At 73.6% G+C, this 18,018-nt stretch carries 17 protein-coding genes; 12 read left to right on the top strand and 5 right to left on the bottom strand.

From position 1 onward, the window contains the following. The coding region (locus IF45_RS0129105; RefSeq protein WP_030310493.1) for a serine/threonine-protein kinase at positions 1-1,209 on the bottom strand (1,209 nt) is incomplete at its 3' end. Positions 1,210-1,395: 186 nt separating this feature from the next. Between IF45_RS0129105 and IF45_RS0129110 the strand changes: the two genes are divergently transcribed. The 4 genes from IF45_RS0129110 (at position 1,396) to IF45_RS0129125 (ending at position 5,706) form a co-directional block, all read left to right on the top strand. After that, positions 1,396-2,469 (top strand): DUF4034 domain-containing protein, encoded by a 1,074-nt coding sequence (locus IF45_RS0129110; RefSeq protein ID WP_030310494.1) that lies wholly within the window; start codon positions 1,396-1,398, stop codon positions 2,467-2,469. A 137-nt stretch (positions 2,470-2,606) separates the two neighbouring features. Continuing rightward, positions 2,607-4,001, top strand: a complete 1,395-nt coding sequence (locus tag IF45_RS0129115; RefSeq protein ID WP_018893696.1) for an aspartate aminotransferase family protein — start codon at positions 2,607-2,609, stop codon at positions 3,999-4,001. A 222-nt stretch (positions 4,002-4,223) separates the two neighbouring features. Continuing rightward, on the top strand, positions 4,224-4,916 hold the full coding sequence (locus tag IF45_RS0129120) for a GntR family transcriptional regulator (RefSeq protein ID WP_003949606.1): 693 nt from the start codon (positions 4,224-4,226) through the stop codon (positions 4,914-4,916). Between the two features lie 139 nt (positions 4,917-5,055). Then, a complete protein-coding gene (locus tag IF45_RS0129125) occupies positions 5,056-5,706 on the top strand; it encodes a putative DNA-mimic protein (protein WP_008413909.1) in 651 nt (216 codons plus the stop codon). 24 nt (positions 5,707-5,730) lie between these two features. Here the strand turns inward: IF45_RS0129125 and IF45_RS0129130 are convergent, their stop codons facing one another. Continuing rightward, a complete protein-coding gene (locus IF45_RS0129130) occupies positions 5,731-6,477 on the bottom strand; it encodes an SLATT domain-containing protein (RefSeq protein WP_030310497.1) in 747 nt (248 codons plus the stop codon). Between the two features lie 414 nt (positions 6,478-6,891). On the opposite strand from IF45_RS0129130, the gene IF45_RS0129135 reads away from it, so the two are divergent. From IF45_RS0129135 to IF45_RS0129145, 3 genes are all read left to right on the top strand, one after another. Then, a complete protein-coding gene (locus tag IF45_RS0129135) occupies positions 6,892-7,233 on the top strand; it encodes a YbaB/EbfC family nucleoid-associated protein (RefSeq protein ID WP_008413904.1) in 342 nt (113 codons plus the stop codon). Positions 7,234-7,446: 213 nt separating this feature from the next. Continuing rightward, positions 7,447-8,046 (top strand): recombination mediator RecR, encoded by a 600-nt coding sequence (recR, locus tag IF45_RS0129140; RefSeq protein WP_008413902.1) that lies wholly within the window; start codon positions 7,447-7,449, stop codon positions 8,044-8,046. Further along, entirely contained in the window at positions 8,039-8,698 is a 660-nt protein-coding gene (locus tag IF45_RS0129145; RefSeq protein ID WP_008413900.1) for a DUF5063 domain-containing protein, read from the top strand. Before recR ends, IF45_RS0129145 begins: the two co-directional genes overlap by 8 nt. A gap of 28 nt (positions 8,699-8,726) precedes the next feature. Here IF45_RS0129145 and IF45_RS0129150 read toward each other — a convergent pair whose 3' ends face one another. Further along, the gene (locus IF45_RS0129150) at positions 8,727-9,311 is read right to left on the bottom strand and encodes an EF-Tu C-terminal domain-related protein (RefSeq protein WP_030310500.1); all 585 of its coding nucleotides are present in this window, start codon (positions 9,309-9,311) and stop codon (positions 8,727-8,729) included. 210 nt (positions 9,312-9,521) lie between these two features. Here IF45_RS0129150 and IF45_RS0129155 point away from each other — a divergent pair, with 210 nt between their 5' ends. From IF45_RS0129155 to IF45_RS0129175, 5 genes are all read left to right on the top strand, one after another. Continuing rightward, positions 9,522-9,749: a hypothetical protein gene (locus IF45_RS0129155; RefSeq protein ID WP_015507473.1), complete on the top strand. Its 228-nt coding sequence runs from the start codon at positions 9,522-9,524 to the stop codon at positions 9,747-9,749. A gap of 266 nt (positions 9,750-10,015) precedes the next feature. After that, positions 10,016-11,287 (top strand): aspartate kinase, encoded by a 1,272-nt coding sequence (locus IF45_RS0129160; protein WP_008413895.1) that lies wholly within the window; start codon positions 10,016-10,018, stop codon positions 11,285-11,287. Further along, on the top strand, positions 11,284-12,375 hold the full coding sequence (locus IF45_RS0129165; protein WP_030310502.1) for an aspartate-semialdehyde dehydrogenase: 1,092 nt from the start codon (positions 11,284-11,286) through the stop codon (positions 12,373-12,375). The genes IF45_RS0129160 and IF45_RS0129165 overlap by 4 nt, the downstream gene beginning before the upstream one ends. Positions 12,376-13,002: 627 nt before the next feature. Next, on the top strand, positions 13,003-13,596 hold the full coding sequence (locus IF45_RS0129170) for a SigE family RNA polymerase sigma factor (RefSeq protein ID WP_008413891.1): 594 nt from the start codon (positions 13,003-13,005) through the stop codon (positions 13,594-13,596). An 89-nt stretch (positions 13,597-13,685) separates the two neighbouring features. Continuing rightward, a complete protein-coding gene (locus tag IF45_RS0129175) occupies positions 13,686-15,113 on the top strand; it encodes a hypothetical protein (protein ID WP_030310504.1) in 1,428 nt (475 codons plus the stop codon). 88 nt (positions 15,114-15,201) lie between these two features. Here the strand turns inward: IF45_RS0129175 and IF45_RS0129180 are convergent, their stop codons facing one another. Beyond that, entirely contained in the window at positions 15,202-16,071 is an 870-nt protein-coding gene (locus IF45_RS0129180; RefSeq protein WP_010644008.1) for an SURF1 family protein, read from the bottom strand. A gap of 73 nt (positions 16,072-16,144) precedes the next feature. Beyond that, complete coding sequence (locus IF45_RS0129185) at positions 16,145-17,959, bottom strand: S9 family peptidase (protein WP_030310506.1); 1,815 nt, start codon at positions 17,957-17,959, stop codon at positions 16,145-16,147. Positions 17,960-18,018 lie beyond the last annotated feature (59 nt).

Consider the following 18,018-nt stretch of genomic DNA (forward strand, 5'->3'; position numbering starts at 1 on the left):
GGGCGGGGTCGCGTGGGGCTGGGGCGGGGGTGGCGGGGTGGTGCCGACGACGACCGTGGGGAGGTGGTTGACGCCGCCGGGCGGGGGTGTGCCGGGGGTGCCCGGGTCCGGCGGGGCGGGGGTGGACTCCGGAGCCGGAGCCGGAGCCTCAGCCGACGCCGGAGCAGGAGCGGGCGGGGTTGCCGGGGTGGCGGCAGTGCTCGGTGTGCCCGGCTCGGCGGCGGGCGTACCGGGGGCCTGGGCGGAGGCGGCGGGTTCGGCGGGTGTGGCTTCGGCGGCCGGGCTGTTCTCCGGGTCCTCCCGGTCGAGGAGGCGGACCGCGTGGCGGCCGAGCTGGGCGACGAGGCCGCCGGGGAGCCAGGGGTCGAGGGCCTTGCCGTCGCTGACGGTGTCGTCGGCGCCGGTCAGGGTGAGCAGGCGGTCCAGGGTAGGGCGGTCCTCGGGGTTCTTGGCGAGGCAGGCGCCGATGAGGTCCTGGAGGTTCTCGGGGACGTCCGCGAGGTTGGGCGGCTCCTGGGCGATGCGGTACATCAGGGCGTGGACGCCGCTGCCCGCCGTACCGAAGGGGAGCGCGCCGGTGGCCGCGTAGGTGAGGACCGAGCCGAGGCAGAAGACGTCGGCGGCCGGGGTGACGCGGTCGCCGCGCACCTGCTCGGGGGCCATGAACCCCGGTGAGCCGACCACGGCGCCGGTCCGGGTCAGGGCGGCCTCGGCGGTGGTCTCCAGGGCACGGGCGATGCCGAAGTCGATGACGCGCGGGCCGTCGATGGTGAGCAGGACGTTGGAGGGCTTCAGGTCGCGGTGGATGAGGCCGGCCGCGTGGATGTCCTTCAGCGCGTGGGCGAGGCCGGCGCCCAGGATGCGGACGGAGCGCTCGGGCAGCGGCCCGTGGTGCGAGGCGACCACCGACTGGAGCGAGGGGCCCGCGACGTACCCGGTGGCCAGCCAGGGCACCTCGGCCTCGGTGTCGGCGTCGAGCACGGGGGCCGTCCAGGCGCCGCCGACCCGCCGCGCCGCCGCGACCTCCTTGCGGAACCGGTCGCGGAACTCGGCCTGTTCGGCCAGTTCCCGCCGTACCAGTTTGACCGCGACGGTGCGCCCGCGTGCGGAGCGCGCCAGATAGACCTGTCCCATGCCGCCCGCGCCGAGGCGGGCCTGGAGGCGGTACGCCCCTATGTGCTGCGGGTCCCCCGGACCGAGCTGTTCCATCGCGGCGCCGCCTCCCCCGTAACACGCGTCTGCCACTGGTCCGGAGGATAGTCGGCGGGCGTGTGCCCGCGCCCCCGGCCGCCACCCTTCGTATCCGGACCGGAACGAAAGGTGGCCCCCGGCCGGGCGGGGAGAGGCCGGGGCAATTCCCTTGCCCAGGGGGGCGCGTGGCGGCATGATCACGCGGTGATCAGCATCTTCGTCTTCGCGGCCGCCGGTATCGGTGTGGCCTCCATAGCCTCCCGGGTGCGTCGTTCCCGGGAGCGGGCGGCGTTCGACCCCGCCCTGCACGGCCTGGTGCCCCGTGCCCAGCTCGACCCGGAACGGGCCGGGCCGCCGCGGACCGACCCCGGCCACGACGCCTTCGTCGAGGCCGTCCTCGGCGCCCGCCGGGGGGAGTGGAAGCAGGCCGCCGCCTACGTCGAGGCGGCCGGGCAGGACTGGGACGAACGCTGGTCGCGCCTGGAAGTCCTCCAGGAACTGGCCCAGGAGGACGACGACTGGCTCAAGCGGTGGCGCAAGGCCCACCCGGAGAGCGGCGACGCGGCCACCGTCCGCGCCGGGCTGATGGTCCACCGGGCCTGGGCGATCCGGGGCGGCGCCTACGCGCACAAAGTCTCCCAGGCCAACATGGACACCTTTCAGCGGATGCTCCCCGACGCGATGAAGGCCGCCCACGAGGCGTCCGAACTCGCCCCCGCCGACCCGGGCCCCTGGGTGGTGATGCTGACGGCCGCCCGCGCCCTCAACTACGACCACGGCCAGTTCTCCCGCCTCTTCGCGGGGCTCCAGACCCGCGCCCCCTACCACTGGGCGGGCCACCTCCAGGCCCTCCAGTTCTGGTGTGCCAAGTGGCACGGCTCCGACGAGCTGATGTACGACTTCGCCAAGCGGGCCCTGGCCGCCGCCCCGCCCGGCTCCGTCCTCCCCGGCGTCTACCTGTACGCGCTGGAGGAGGACGAGAAGCGGACCGGCAAGCGCCTGATGCAGACCGGGCCCGCGGCCCAGGAACCGCTGCTGGCCGTGGCCCGCGCGCTGGCCACCGCCCCGGAGACCGACCCGCGCCTGCCCGGCCTGCGGCACCTCCTCGCGTACCACCTGACGCGCTGCAAGATGTATGAGGCCGCGCTGCCGGTCTTCCGTGAGCTGGGGCCCTGGTGCGGGGCCGCGCCCTGGCGCAAGGGCGACCAGGGCCCGGTCGACGCCTTCGACGAGGCGCGGACCACGGCCGCGCTCAAGGTGGCCCAGGCCGGTCGCTGACCCGGGCGGCCGGGGCGCCCAGCGGTGCCCCGGCCCCCTGCGGCGGGCCCGTACCCGACAACCTGTCGCCCCGGCCTCCCGGCACCAGACACACCGCCCATTGCCCCGGCCGCCTGCCGCACTCTTAGCCTGTGGGCATGACCCCTCAGTCCAGCCAGCACGGCTCCCCCCTTCCGGGGCTCCCCGAGCCCGACCCGCAGACCGGTGCCGCCGTCAAGGCCGCCGACCGGGCGCATGTGTTCCACTCGTGGTCCGCGCAGGACCTGATCGACCCGCTCGCCGTGGCCGGCGCTCAGGGGTCGTACTTCTGGGACTACGAAGGCAACCGCTTCCTCGACTTCTCCAGCGGACTGGTCTTCACCAACATCGGCTACCAGCACCCGAAGGTGGTCGCGGCGATCCAGGAGCAGGCGGGCAAGCTCGCCACCTTCGCCCCGGCCTTCGCCGTCGAGGCCCGCTCCGAGGCGGCCCGGCTGATCGCCGAGCGGACCCCGGGCGACCTCGACAAGATCTTCTTCACCAACGGCGGTGCCGAGGCCGTCGAGAACGCCGTGCGGATGGCCCGCGTCCACACCGGCCGCACCAAGGTGCTGAGTGCCTACCGCTCGTACCACGGCTCCACCGCCGCCGCGATCAACCTCACCGGCGACCCGCGCCGCTGGGCCTCCGACAACGGCAGCGCCGGCGTCGTCCGCTTCTGGGCGCCGTTCCTGTACCGCACGCCGTTCTACGCGGAGAACGAGGCGCAGGAGTGCGAGCGCGCCCTCGCCCACCTGGAATCCACCATCGCCTACGAGGGCCCGCAGGCCGTCGCCGCGATCATCCTGGAGACCATCCCCGGCACCGCGGGCATCATGACCCCGCCGCCCGGCTACCTCCAGGGCGTCCGCGAGATCTGCGACCGGTACGGGATCGTCTTCATCCTCGACGAGGTCATGGCCGGGTTCGGCCGCGCCGGCACCTGGTTCGCCGCCGACCTGTACGACGTGGTGCCCGACCTGATGACCTTCGCCAAGGGCGTCAACTCCGGGTACGTGCCGCTCGGCGGCGTCGCCATCAGCGGCAAGATCGCCGAGACCTTCGCCAAGCGCCCCTACCCGGGCGGCCTCACCTACTCCGGGCACCCGCTGGCCTGCGCCGCCGCCGTCGCCACGCTGCGGGTGATGGAGGAGGAGGGCGTGGTCGAGAACGCCGCCCGGCTCGGCGCCGAGGTGGTCGAGCCGGAGCTGCGCCGCCTCGCCGAGCGCCACCCGAGCGTCGGCGAGGTCCGGGGCGTCGGCATGTTCTGGGCGCTCGACCTGGTCAAGGACCGCGAGACGCACGAGCCCCTGGTGCCGTACAACGCCACCGGTGAGGCCAACGCGCCGATGGCCGCCTTCGGTGCCGCCGCCAAGAAGCGCGGGCTGTGGCCGTTCATCAACATGAACCGGACCCACGTGGTCCCGCCGTGCACCGTCACCGAGGAGGAGCTCAAGGAGGGCTTCGCCGCCCTCGACGAGGCACTGACCGTCGCCGACGAGCACACGGTCTGACGGCCCCGGCCCCACCGGGCCGGGCCACCGCACGGAGGGTGACCGATGTTTCACGTGAAACATCGGTCACCCTCCGTGGTTTCACGTGAAACACCGTCCCGCCCGCGCCCGCCGGAACCGCCCCCTCCTGGCCTCTTTCCCGGTGCACGCGCGGCGCTCCCCGCTCCCGTAGCGCGTAGGCTGACGTGCTCATACGCGATGGCGAACGGGAAGGACAGGCAGATGTGCGCGACGCGCGAGAACAGCGCCCACGCCGTCACCCGCTCCACGCTGCGCCAGCAGATCGCCGGTGCGCTCCGTGACGAGGTCCTCGCCGGACGGCTCCACCCCGGCCAGGAGTTCACCGTCAAGGAGATCGCCGAGCAGTACGGCGTCTCCGCCACCCCGGTCCGTGAGGCGCTGGTCGACCTCTCCGCCCAGGGGCTGCTCGACTCCGTCCAGCACCGGGGCTTCCGCGTCCACGAGTTCTCGGTCGCCGACTACCGGGCGATGGTCGAGGCGCGGGGGCTGATCGCCGACGCGATGTTCAGCGGGCTCGGCCACCGCACCCCCGGCGACCCCGGCCGCTACCTCGCCGTGCGGCGCCGGGGCGAGGAGGCCGCCCGCGCCGCCTCGGCCGGCGACCTCAACGTCCTCATCGGCTACGACCTGCGGTTCTGGCAGGAGCTCTGCTCCCTCTTCGGCAACCCCTACCTCTCCGACTTCGCCTACCGCCTCCGGCTCCAGTCCTGGGTCTGCTCCGTCCCCTACCTGCGCCGCCAGGACGACCTGCGCGGCCGCCTGTGGACCGGCCACGGCGCCCTCATCGACGCCCTCGCCCACCAGCGCTACCCCGAGGCCCAGGCGATCATCGCCGCCTACAACGCCGACTCGCTCGCCTTCATCGAGGAACTGGCCGGACCCGGCGCCCGCTGATCCGGGCCGTACCACCCGGAGCCAGACAGCCAGGTTCCGCCGTACCCTTCCCGCACGACCTGTACCAGCACCCACGATCCCGCCTGAACCCCCACTACGCTTCCCGTGGTGATCCCAACGGCGACCGAGGAGAGTTCTGTTGGCCTGTGACCTGTGGCTGGTCCCCCTTGTCGATGTGCTGTGCCACGCCCCCGACAACCCGTTCGCCGAGGAACTCGCGCTCTACGACGCCGCACTGGGCGCCGCCGGACTGCCCGCCGTGCCGGTCTACTCCTACATGCCCGGCCTCTCCGGCGACGTCGCCCCCGTCGCCGGCTTCGACTACGAGGCCCTGCACTTCCTGCGCCGCGCCTACCTGCTCCAGGTCTGCGGCCTCGAAGTCACCCCGGTCGACGAACTAGGCGGAGACTACGAACAGTTGCTGGAGATGTTCGAGGCCACCGCCCAGCGCTCCCACCTGGTCTGGCACTACGACCACGCCGGCGCCTACGTCCCCGTCGACTTCCCCGAACCGCTGGCCAACGACGAACTCCTCGCCGGAGGCGGCCCGCTCGGCTCCTCCCACGGCCTGCTGCGCGACCTGGAGTACGTCGCCCCGTCCATCGGCATCGACCCGGCCAACCCGCCGGCCGCCCCCGCACCCCCGCAGGGCCCCACCGAACTGGAGGAGCCCGCCGCCCCCGCCCCCCTCGACGACAGCCCCTACGCCCGGGAGCGCCACGTCTGGCTCGGCCTGCACGCGGCGGTCACCAGGAGCCTGGGCCAGGGCTCGATGATCGTCTTCAGCTGAACCGGCCGGCCCCGGCCGCGCGGGTCAGCGCGCGTCCGGCGGCCGCTGGCGGGGCATGTTCGGCCGGGCGCCCGGCAGCAGGGCCGGGCGGGCGCCCTGGGCGGGCAGGTCCGCGCGGGCCGGGAGGCCGCCCGAGGCGCGGGCGGCGAGCGGGGCCGGGCCGGTGCGGAACTCCACCATCCAGTCCGCCGTCTCCGTCCTGACCAGGTCGTTCAGGTCGTCCGTGAAGCGGCGCAGCACGCCCAGGCAGCGGTCGGCGGCCTCGGCCGCGGTCCCGTCGGTGGGGCCCAGCACCTCGCGCACGCACTCCGAGGCCCAGTCGAACTGGAGCGCCTGGAGTCGCTGCTGCACCGCCTGCGCGGTCGCCATGTCCCGCATCCACCCCGAGGTCAGCCCCAGATACCGGTCGAGGGCGACACAGGCGGCCGCCGTCAGCACCGCCAGACAGGCCCACGGGGAGGCGCCGGGGACCGCGCCGGTCAGGTCGAGCAGCGGCAGGGCGGCGCCGGTCGCCGCGCCCAGCGCCGTCCCGGCGCGCAGCAGGCGGGCGCCGCGGCGCTTGCGGGCCCGGTCGGCGAGGTACCAGTCGGAGGTGGACAGGGCCGACTCCTCGACCCACTCGTACAGCTCGGTGAGGCGGTCGGCCGGCCGGCCCCAGTCGCCCAGCGGGAAGGGGCGGCCGGCGAGGTCGGCGGGGTGCCGCGGGCGCTGCCGTTCCCGGGGGCGGGCGTCGTCGGCCGGGCCCTCGGGCTGCTCTTCGGGCTGGCTCACCAGGCACTCCCTCTCGGCGTCGCTGTGCGGGGCCGTCGTCGGCGGACCGTGCGCGCGGCGGCGGGGCGTGGCGGACGGCCGTACGGGATGGTACTGAGCCGCGGGCACGACGCGTGCGCGTACGCGTGCTTTCCGTAACGCCCGTGCCGGGTGGGCGGTTCCGGGCGGGGCGGAAGGTTCCTTACTACCGCGCGGCGGGGCCGTGCCGTGTGCCGCCGGTGCGCCCGGAAGGGGCCCTGATCAGGTAGGGCGCGGGGGAAGGCGGTCACCCGAAAGAGTGCCTCAGCGAGGCTCGGGCCGAGCACGTACGCTCAAGACAGGCGGGAAACTCCCGGGCCCGGCCCGGGCGCCGGCTCCCGTCACGACCGACCCCCCCTACCTCTGACCCCAGATCCCAGAACACAGGAGCTGATCGTGATCCCCGGTGGTGGCCAGCCCAACATGCAGCAGCTGCTCCAGCAGGCCCAGAAGATGCAGCAGGACCTCGCGGCGGCCCAGGAGGAACTGGCCCGCACCGAGGTGGACGGCTCGGCGGGCGGCGGCCTCGTCAAGGCGACGGTGAACGGCTCCGGTGAACTCCGCGGCCTGGTCATCGACCCGAAGGCCGTCGACCCGGAGGACACCGAGACCCTCGCCGACCTGGTGGTCGCGGCGGTCCAGGCGGCCAACGAGAACGCCCAGCAGCTCCAGCAGGAGAAGCTCGGCCCGCTGGCCCAGGGGCTCGGCGGCGGCGGCATCCCCGGCCTGCCGTTCTGACCCCCGGCGCGGAAGGGGGCGCGGAGCCAGTCCGCCGCGTCCCGTTCCGTACCACTTGATCCGCGTTCGACCCCGGCGCGTTCACCCGTGGTGAATCCGCCGCCGTAATCCGCCGCACGCCTTATGGGCGGGCGCCCCGGCGACTACGGTACGAAGCGACGGCCCGGCCCCGGCGAGGGGTCCGGCGCCGCGGAGCACGAAGGAAGGCGTTCCGTGTACGAAGGCGTGGTCCAGGAGCTGATCGACGAGCTGGGCAGGCTGCCCGGCGTCGGTCCCAAGAGCGCGCAGCGGATCGCTTTCCACATCCTCCAGGCGGAGCCGGCCGACGTGCGGCGCCTCGCGCACTCCCTGCTGGAAGTGAAGGACAAGGTCCGCTTCTGCTCGGTCTGCGGGAACGTCGCGCAGCAGGAGCAGTGCGGCATCTGCCGCGACCAGCGCCGCGACGCCGCGGTGATCTGCGTGGTCGAGGAGCCGAAGGACGTCGTGGCGATCGAGCGGACCCGGGAGTTCCGGGGCCGCTACCACGTGCTCGGCGGGGCGATCAGCCCCATCGAGGGCGTCGGCCCGGACGACCTGCGCATCCGTGAACTCCTCGCCCGGCTCGCCGACGGCACCGTCACTGAGCTGATCCTCGCCACCGATCCCAACCTGGAGGGCGAGGCCACGGCGACGTACCTCGCCCGGATGATCAAGCCCATGGGTCTGAAGGTCACCCGCCTCGCCAGCGGGCTGCCGGTGGGCGGAGACCTGGAATACGCGGACGAGGTCACTCTGGGCCGCGCCTTCGAAGGGAGACGACTCCTCGATGTCTGACGCCACGCTCCACTCCACCACGCAGGACCCCGACGACTTCGCCGTCCAGATCGCCGACCAGGTCGAATCCTTCCTGGTCGCCGTCAGCGAGGTCGCCAAGGGTGACGAGCCGGACAGCGCCGTCCCCTTCCTCCTGCTCCAACTCTCCCAACTGCTGCTGGCCGGCGGCCGCCTCGGCGCCCACGCCGACTTCCTCCCAGAGGAGCGGTACGAGCCGGACCTGGGCCCCGAGCCCGACGTGGACGAGCTGCGCGAGCGGTACGCCGCCCTGCTGGCCCCCGTCGACGTCTACTCCGAGGTCTTCGACCCCTACGAGCCGCGCACCGCCCCGGTCCCGGCCCGCATCTCCGACGGCCTCGCCGACATCGTGGCCGACCTGCGCCACGGCATGGCCCACTACCGCGCGGGCCGTACCGCCGAGGCCCTGTGGTGGTGGCAGTTTTCCTACTTCTCCAACTGGGGCACCACCGCCTCCGCCGCCCTGCGCGCCCTCCAGTCCCTGGTGGTCCACGTCCGCCTCAACCAGCCCCTCCCGGCCCTCGACGGCCTCGACACCGACCAGGACCTCGCCGACGAGTCCCTCGACGAGGAGGCCGGCCGCGTCATGGCCGAGGAGATCGGCGCCCCCCTGGGCATGCGCCCGGTCCGCTGACCTGACCCGGCAGACGCGGGCTGTCCGCTCAACGGGACAGCCCCGTCACGGTCCCTGAGCCGACGGCCCGCCCGGCGTGCCGGACGGCGAAGCGCTGGCCGCGTTCCACCGGTACGGGGTGTTCGAGCGCCACCGCCACGGATCCCTGATGCAGGGGACGCAGCACCTCCGTCCCCTGCATCAGGGCCAGGGTTCCCGTCACGGTGGCCGCCCGTAGATACACGGCCAGGCGCTCACCGTCCCGCAGCTCGACCCCGCCCTGATCCGCGGCGAGCACGTCCAGGTCGGCGAAGAAGTGACGGTGGGCGCCGACGGTCCCGGGCTCCGCGAGCACCTGCCCCCGCTCCAGCGCGCCCGCCACCGCTTCCGGCCGCGCGACTCCGGCGTTCGTGCCCGCCCCCGCCTCGGCCGCTCGGCGCCCGCCTGCCTCCACCGCGAGGACGGGGACGGTGGCTGCTCCGCCACCGAACCCGACGACCTCCACCTCGTCGCCCGCGCGAACCCTGCCCCGCTCGACCTGGCCCGTCACGCGTACGCCCCGGACCCCGCGCGAGGCGTGGCGGAACACGTCCTCGACCACCATCAGGAATGGCCCGGTCAGCCCTTCGGCCACGTCCGCCTCTCTTTCCGTTCGGCCTTGTCGTCGGTGGAGTACGCGATGTCGCGGCTCATGCTGACAAGGATGGCGAAGGGGACCGACAACGCCCCGGCGTGGGCGACGCAGAGTCAGCGCGGAGGCCCCGTAAGCCGGTTGGCCGCTGTCGTAGGCTCCGTCGCGCCGGGGCGCGCACCCGGCGCCCGCCACGGACGCCCGAGGAGCCCCATGCCCGCACCCGCCGGATTCACCTGGACCGCCCGAGCCGACGGCACGGTCGTCGTCACGCACCGGGGCCGTAAGGCCGCCACCCTGCGCGGGGAGCGGGCCGCCAGGTTCACCGAGGAGGTGGAGGCGGGCGACCCGCAGGAGGTCATGGCGCGGTGGACCGGCGCGTACAAGTTCGGGAACGAGCGGACGGCGCGGGAGCACCCCCGCAACCGGGGGCGCGGGTGAGGGGCGGGGCGGAAGCGGCCGAGACGGCCCCGTCCGGCTCTAAACCTTTTGTGGTCACCCCCACAACCGGGAGTGATCGGTGAGGCCCTGGGAAGGGGACGGGCTGAGCGGCCGTGGGGCGCCCGGGCGGTGATCGCTGTCCGAGCGGGACATCTCGGGATGTGATACCACCAGGGTGTTTCCGGCCGGCTCGGTAAAATGAGCCGACCGCGGCGGAGCCGATCGCTCCGAGGCGCGGACCGAAACTGATTGACCGAGGAGCGCACGTGGGCCTTGTCGTGCAGAAGTACGGCGGCTCCTCCGTAGCCGATGCCGAAGGCATCAAGCGTGTCGCCAAGAGGATCGTCGATGCCAAGAAGAACGGCCACCAGGTGGTCGTCGTGGTGTCGGCGATGGGTGACACGACGGACGAGCTGATCGATCTCGCCGGGGAGGTGTCCCCCATCCCGTCGGGCCGCGAGTTCGACATGCTGCTGACGGCGGGGGAGCGGATCTCCATGGCCTTGCTGGCGATGGCGATCAAAAACCTGGGCCACGAGGCCCAGTCCTTCACGGGGAGCCAGGCCGGTGTCATCACCGACTCGGTCCACAACAAAGCGCGCATCATCGATGTCACGCCGGGCCGCATCCGGACCTCCGTCGACGAGGGCAACATCGCCATCGTCGCCGGTTTCCAGGGCGTCTCGCAGGACAAGAAGGACATCACCACCCTCGGTCGCGGCGGCTCGGACACGACCGCCGTGGCGCTGGCGGCGGCGCTGGACGCCGACGTCTGCGAGATCTACACCGACGTCGACGGCGTCTTCACCGCCGACCCCCGGGTCGTCAAGAAGGCCCGCAAGATCGACTGGATCTCCTTCGAGGACATGCTGGAGCTGGCCGCGTCCGGCTCCAAGGTGCTGCTCCACCGCTGCGTGGAGTACGCCCGCCGCTACAACATCCCGATCCACGTGCGCTCCTCCTTCTCGGGGCTCCAGGGCACGTGGGTCAGCAACGAACCGCAAGGGGACCAGAAGATGGAGCAGGCCATCATCTCGGGTGTCGCCCACGACACCTCCGAGGCCAAGGTCACGGTCGTCGGCGTGCCCGACAAGCCGGGCGAGGCCGCGGCGATCTTCCGCACGATCGCGGACGCCGAGGTCAACATCGACATGGTCGTGCAGAACGTGTCGGCGGCCTCCACGGGCCTGACCGACATCTCCTTCACGCTGCCCAAGGCCGAGGGCCGCAAGGCCATCGACGCCCTGGAGCGCGCCAAGGGCTCCATCGGCTTCGACTCGCTGCGCTACGACGACCAGATCGGCAAGATCTCGCTGGTCGGCGCCGGTATGAAGACCAACCCGGGCGTCACCGCGACCTTCTTCGAGGCGCTCTCCAACGCCGCGGTGAACATCGAGCTGATCTCGACCTCCGAGATCCGCATCTCGGTCGTCACCCGCGCCGACGTCGTCAACGACGCCGTCCGCGCCGTGCACACCGCCTTCGGCCTCGACTCCGACTCGGACGAGGCGGTCGTGTACGGGGGCACCGGGCGATGAAGTCCCGGCCGACTCTCGCGGTCGTCGGAGCGACCGGAGCCGTCGGCCAGGTCATGCTCCAGATCCTGTCGCAGCACGCCGACATCTGGGGCGAGATCCGTCTGATCGCCTCACCCCGCTCGGCCGGCCGCAAGCTGGCCGTGCGGGGTGAGGAGGTCGAGGTCCTCGCCCTCACCGAGGACGCCTTCGAGGGCGTCGACATCGCCATGTTCGACGTCCCCGACGAGGTGGCCGCCCACTGGGCGCCGATCGCGGCGGCCCAGGGCGCCGTCGTCGTCGACAACTCCGCCGCCTTCCGGATGGACCCGGACGTTCCGCTGGTCGTCCCCGAGGTCAACCCGCACGCGGTGCGCTCGCGGCCCAGATCCCTCGTGGCCAGCCCCAACTGCACCACCCTGTCGATGATCGTCGCGGTGGGCGCCCTGCACGCCGAGTTCGGTCTGCGCGAGCTGATCGTCTCCTCCTACCAGGCCGCCAGCGGCGCCGGACGCGAGGGCGTCGACACGCTCCGCCGCCAGCTGACCGCCGTGACCGGCACCGGGCCGCGCCCGGCCGTCGCGGAACCGGGCACCGGTCCTGGCGACGTACGCCGGGCCGTCGGCGACGACATGGGGCCCTTCCCCGGACCGCTCGCCCTCAACGTCGTGCCGTGGGTCGGCGAGCTGCGCGAGGGCGGCTGGTCCTCGGAGGAGATGAAGGTCCGCGACGAGTCCCGCAAGATCCTCGGCCTCCCCGACCTGCGCGTCGCCGTCACCTGCGTCCGCGTCCCCGTGGTCACCACGCACTCGCTGACCGTCCACGCCCGCTTCGAGCACGAGGTGACCGTCGAGCGGGCCCGCGAGATCATCGCCACCGCCCCCGGGGTCGTCCTCTTCGACGATCCGGCCGCCGGTGACTTCCCCACCCCCGCCGACGTGGTCGGCACCGACCCGACCTGGGTCGGCCGGGTCCGGCGGGCCCTGGACGACCCGACCGCCCTGGAGCTCTTCGTCTGCGGGGACAACCTCCGCAAGGGGGCCGCGCTCAACACCGCCCAGCTCGCCGAGATGGTGGCCCGGGAGGGGCGCGAGGAGCGCGAGGGCCGGTAGCCCGGCTCCCCGGCGGGCGGGAGGGGTGCGTCCGTAATGCGGAGAGAGCGCGCAGGGGTGCGGTAAGGCCGGGAAAGGGATGCCTCGTGGCGAACCGGGCTTTTCCGGATCAAGGGGCGCACCCATGTCCGGTATGCGGACGTGACTTTGCCGGGAGGGAAAATTTCCTCCGCTCGGGCGCCGAAGTCTGTGTAGGGCCTGTGTAAATTGAGTGCGCGATCAGGTGGTGGACCCTCTGAGCTGCACCGACGCGGGCGTGCCCGTGCGGTCGGGCAGTGCGTGGGAAACGCTTCGCCGTGCCCCGCAACCGGGTGTGCCGCGCGAGGCGTCTTCAGTAACCGTTCTCGGTCCGGAAAGCCGGTGGGGGGAACTCCGGCCGACGGTCATTTCTTGGGCGGAGTCGACCGCCGCCACCGGAATGACGCGAAAACTGGGGAAAAGGGAAGATCGGTTACGCATGAGGGCATTCGACGCAACGCCGGGAACCATGCCTGCCGCGTACAACCCTGTCGGGGGGAAGCGTGTCCAACAGACGTGGCAGAAGTTCTGGACTTCACAGCGGTACAGGCGAGGGGTCTCCCCCTGCGCCCCTCACGGCGCCCCCGGGCGGCCGTCGGCTCCGGCGGCATGCCGGTGATCGCCCCCATGCCGGCGACCCGGCAGCCCGCCCGTGCCCCGGCCCCGCGTGACGGCGCCGAGGCCACGATGAGCGCGCCGACGACCACGGCGGGGACCACCGTCGACCATCTGACCGAGACCTACCGCGCCCACTACCGCTCGCTCCTCGGGCTCGCGGCGCTCCTCCTCGACGACACCGCCTCCTGCGAGGACGTCGTCCAGGAGGCGTTCATCCGGGTCCACTCGGCGCGCAAACGCGTCCGCGACCCCGAGAAGACCCTCGCCTACCTGCGGCAGACCGTCGTGAACCTCTCCCGGTCCGCGCTGCGCCGCCGCATCCTCGGCCTGAAGCTCCTCTCCAAGCCGATGCCCGACATGGCCAGCGCCGAGGAAGGTGCCTACGACCAGCTGGAGCGCGACGCCCTGATCAAGGCGATGCGCGGCCTCCAGCGCCGTCAGCGCGAAGTCCTGGTGCTGCGCTACTTCGCCGACATGACCGAGGCCCAGGCCGCCGAGACGCTCGGCATATCCGTCGGCTCGGTCAAGGCGTACGGCTCGCGCGGCATCGCGGCTCTCCGCGTGGCGATGGGCAGTACGTCGTGAGCGCGGGCCGCCCCGAGCGGCGCGAGGCCCCCGACGGGGGACACGAGCGGGATGAACAGCAGCAGCCGAAGCAGACTGGAAACGCAGCCGTGAACGAGCAGGGCGGCAAGAGATCCGAGCGGCCCGAAGGGGATACGGGCGAGGACACCCGGGAACCGGGCACGGAGCCCACGGGCGAGGCCCGTGACGAGGCCCCTGAAGAAGCCCGCGAAGAGGCCCGTGACGAGGCCGCCCGGGAACCGGAGGCCGAGGCCGCCGACGGTGACGCGGACCGCGCCGACGCTTCCGTGGCCGGTGCCGACGACACGGCCGACGCCGAGGCCGACGACACGGCCGAGACCACGGTCGTCCCGGCCCAGCCGGCCGCCGAGCCCACCGCCTTGTTCGACGAGGACGACCTGCGGCGCCTGCTGCGGGGCGAGACTCAGCCGCCCGAGGAACCGGCCGGTCCCACCAGTCCCGCCGGCCCGCTCGACCCCGAACTCGACGGCCCCGCCCCGCTGGAGGAGGACGACCTCCGCCGCATCCTGCACGGTGCCGCCGACGGGCTCGGCCCCGCCGACACGGACGCCACCCTGGAGCACCTGCGGCGCGCGGTGCCGGCCCGCAGGGCCCGTAAGCGCCAGGCGGTCGTCGGGATGGCGGCGGCGGCGCTCTTCGTGGGTACCGCCGTTCCGGCACTGGTCCACGTGACCACGTCGGCGTCGTCCGACGACCGCCCTTCCATCGCCGGGCACGGGGAGGACGTGCAGGGGGGCACCGGCGGTGAGGGCGCGGGTTCCGGCAAGGAGCCCGGCGCGGGCGCGGGCAAGGACGACGCCGATGCCCCCGGCGCCGAGAAGGAGCGGGACAAGGCCGAGGGCGGCCAGTCCGCCGAGCCCGGCGAGAACCCGGACGGCTCCGCGCTCCCCGAGGACGCCCGCGCCGCCTCCTCCCCGCTCTGCGACGCCACCCAGCTCGGCTCCGCCTCCACCACCACCGAGGGACGCGGCGGGGACGGCTCCCTCTACGGCACCTTCCGCGTCACCAACGTCTCCGACCGCGGCTGTACCGTCGCCAGCTCCGGCACCGTTTCGGCGGTCGCCCTGGGCGCGGCCGACGCGAGCAGGGTCAGCGTGGTGCCGCACACCCCGGGCGACCCGGCCACCGGCCTCCCCTCGCCCATCACGGCCGCCTCGCAACTGGTCCTCGCGCCCGGCGCCGCGTACGAGGTGAAGTTCGCCTGGATTCCCTCCGAGAGCTGTCCGAACACCGGCAGCGGCGGCGACGGCGGGACCGGCGGCACCACGCCGACCGACCCGACGCCGCCCGCCGAGGGATCCAGCGGCGGCACCGACCAGGGCGCCACCGCCCCCGACGTCCAGCCGCAGCTGATGCGCTCCGACGGCGGCAAGGCCGACGGCAGCGTCACCGTCAGCCACGCCGCCGACCCGGGCGCCCCCACCACGGCCACCACCGTCCCCGACGCCTGCGCCGGCACCGTCTACTACACGGACGCCCTCCCGGCCGGAGGCTGACCGGCCACGGCGCACCGCCGCACGTACGACGATGCCCGCCCCCTCGGTGCAGGGGGCGGGCATCGTCGTACGTGCGGCGGACGCGCTGCTACGGGGTCGGCGCGGGCTTGCGGTCCTCGGCGGCGGCGTTCTCGGAAGCCTCGGACTCGGTGCCGGGGGACGGTGCGGGGGTGACCGGCTGGGGCGGGCCCTCGGGGGCGATGCCGAGGGCCTCGTCGCGGGCGACCTCGGCGTCCCGGCGCAGCAGCCGGAACCACATGAAGACCACGAACCCGGCGAAGACGAACCACTCACCGGTGTACCCGAGGTTCTGGAACGCCTTGAGGTCCAGCCCGCTGTCGGGGGTGGCGGCCGGGGGCACCGGGGTCAGCCCCGCGTTGCCCGGCTGCCCGTCGGTGAGGGTCACCCAGGCGTTCTCGACGGGGTACGGCACCAGGTTGACGAGGGAGGCGGCGCTGATGATGCCGACCTGGTCGGCGGGGAGGCCGCCGTCCTTGTACACGCCGGGCGAGCGGGTGTGCTCGGGCGCCTGGAGGACGCCGCTCAGCGAGACCTCGCCCTCGGGCGGCGCGGGCGCCTCGTCCGGATCGGCGGCGCCCGGCAGCCAGCCCCGGACCACCGGCAGCGCCGGCGAACCGTCCGACTGGCGGAGCAGGGTCAGCACGTAGTGGCCCTCCCGCTCACCGACCACGCGGGCCGGTACGAGGAACTGGTCCTCGTAGGTGCCGGTGGCCTCGGCGACGCGGCCCGAGGTCACCTTGTCGACGGGGAGCAGCTCGCCCACCGGAGCCGCGGGCTCCGTGCTGACGACGGGCTTCTCCTCGGCCTCCTTGTGCGCCTGCGCCCGGTCCTCGAACCGGCCGAGCTGCCAGGACCCCATGAAGACGCAGAAGGGGATGGCGAGGACCACGAACAGGTTGATGCCCCACCAGCGCGGGGTCAGCAGGAACCGGTACACACCCCCCACGGTACGGGGGTGCGCCGCCGCGCCCCGCGCCGGGGCAGGGCACGGGGCGCGGCGGCGCGCCGGATCAGGCCGGCAGGTACCGCGCGGCGAAGTCCAGTTCCAGCCGCACCTGCTTGATCCGCTCCTCGACCACGAGCGAGCCGTGGCCGGCGTCGTACCGGTACACCTCGTGCGGGTGCTCGCGCGCCACCAGCCGGTCCACGTAGTTGTCGACCTGCCGGATGGGGCAGCGCGGGTCGTTGACCCCGGCCGAGATGTAGACCGGGGCCGTCACGGCCTCCACGTAGGTCAGCGGCGACGAGGCCGCGAACCGCTCGGGGACCTCCTCCGGGGTGCCCCCGAGGAGGGTGCGGTCCATCGCCTTCAGCCCCTCCATCTCGTCGTGGTACGCCGTCACGTAGTCGGCGACCGGGACCGCGGCCAGCCCCAGCGACCAGGCGTCCGGCTGGGTGCCGAGGCCGAGCAGGGTCAGGTAGCCGCCCCAGGAACCGCCGGAGAGCACGATGCGGCGCGGGTCGGCGAGACCCGAGGAGACCGCCCACTCGCGGACCGCGCCGATGTCCTCCAGCTCGATCAGGCCGACCCGGTGCTTCAGCGCGTCGGTCCACTCGCGGCCGTAGCCGGTCGAGCCCCGGTAGTTGACGCGGACCACCGCGTAGCCGTGGTCGACCCAGGCCGCCGGGCCGGCCGCGAAGGCGTCGCTGTCGTGCCAGGTCGGACCGCCGTGGATCTCGAACACCGTCGGGAACGGGCCCTCGCCCTCGGGCCGCTGCACCAGGGCGTGCACCCGGCCGCCCGGGCCGTCCACCCACACGTCCTCCACCGGCACCGAATCCGGCGCCTTCATGCCGGGCGCGTCCAGCACGACCTCACCGGTGGTCGAGCGGACCTGCGGCGGCACGGCGGCCGAGGACCACAGGTACTCGACGGTGCCGTCGGGGCGGGCGGTGGCGCCGGAGACCGTACCGGCCGGGGTGTCGACGCGGGCCAGCGTCCCCGCGGCCAGGTCATACCGCCACAGCTCGCTGCGGGCCTCGAAGCTGTGCGCGATCAGCAGGCCCGAGCCGTCCGGGTACCACTCGGCCGACACGTCGCCGGGCAGCTCGATCGGCAGCTCGGTCTGCGAACCGTCCGCCACGTCCCACACCATCGGCTCCCAGCGACCGCGCCGCTGGTGGCCGATGAGCAGCCGGGTGTCCCCCTCGACCGGCGAGAACCCCATCACCGCGAGGCCCAGTTCCTCCTCACCGCCCCGGGTGTCGTCCAGCTCCGCGACGGTCTCCAGGGCCAGCGGCTCGCCGGGGCCGCCGCCCAGGCGCAGCACCCGCAGCGCCGAGTGCATGGCGTCGCCGTGCTCGGTGTGCTCGACCGCCAGCAGCGTGCCGTCCCGCGACAGGTCGCCGACACCGGCCGACTCCCGGTGCCGGTAGACCACGGCGGGCGCGCCGCCGTCCCGCACCAGGTGGATCGTCGACCCGTCCTCGTCGGTGGACCGCCCGACGACGGCCGTGGAACGCGCGTCCCGCCCGATCGCGAGCCCCGCCGGGTACGAGGGCTCCAGTCCCGGCACCGCCGGAACGTCCTCGCCGCCGCCGAAGGGCTGGCGCATCCACACGCCGAACTCGTCACCGTCGGTGTCGCTGAACCACCACACCGCCTCTCCGTCGGGCGTCAGCACGCCGTCGGTGGTGCCGTTGGGCCGGTCGGTCACCTGACGCTGGGCACCGGTGGCCCGGTCCCAGGCGTACAGCTCGTAGGTGCCGGTCGCGTTCGAGACGAACAGCGCGCGGTCGGGGGCGTCCTCGGCCCACTCGGGCAGGGAGACCCGCGGGGCACGGAACCGCTTCTCCCAGTCGGGCATGGCATTCGTGTCACTCATGGCTCCATGTAACCGGATGGACGGGGGGTGGTGCAGGGGGCCGGGGTGGGCGCCGGGCC

The organism is Streptomyces albidoflavus, from assembly GCF_000719955.1.
Lineage (GTDB): Bacteria > Actinomycetota > Actinomycetes > Streptomycetales > Streptomycetaceae > Streptomyces > Streptomyces albidoflavus.

Bases quoted from the DNA above. Each gene is read 5' to 3' on its own strand.
- IF45_RS0129120 (WP_003949606.1), top strand. From the start codon at position 4,224: ATGTGCGCGACGCGCGAGAACAGCGCCCACGCCGTCACCCGCTCCACG.
- IF45_RS0129115 (WP_018893696.1), top strand. From the start codon at position 2,607: ATGACCCCTCAGTCCAGCCAGCACGGCTCCCCCCTTCCGGGGCTCCCC.
- IF45_RS0129145 (WP_008413900.1), top strand. From the start codon at position 8,039: ATGTCTGACGCCACGCTCCACTCCACCACGCAGGACCCCGACGACTTC.
- IF45_RS0129170 (WP_008413891.1), top strand. From the start codon at position 13,003: ATGCCGGTGATCGCCCCCATGCCGGCGACCCGGCAGCCCGCCCGTGCC.
- IF45_RS0129155 (WP_015507473.1), top strand. From the start codon at position 9,522: ATGCCCGCACCCGCCGGATTCACCTGGACCGCCCGAGCCGACGGCACG.
- IF45_RS0129165 (WP_030310502.1), top strand. From the start codon at position 11,284: ATGAAGTCCCGGCCGACTCTCGCGGTCGTCGGAGCGACCGGAGCCGTC.
- IF45_RS0129185 (WP_030310506.1), bottom strand. From the start codon at position 17,959: ATGAGTGACACGAATGCCATGCCCGACTGGGAGAAGCGGTTCCGTGCC.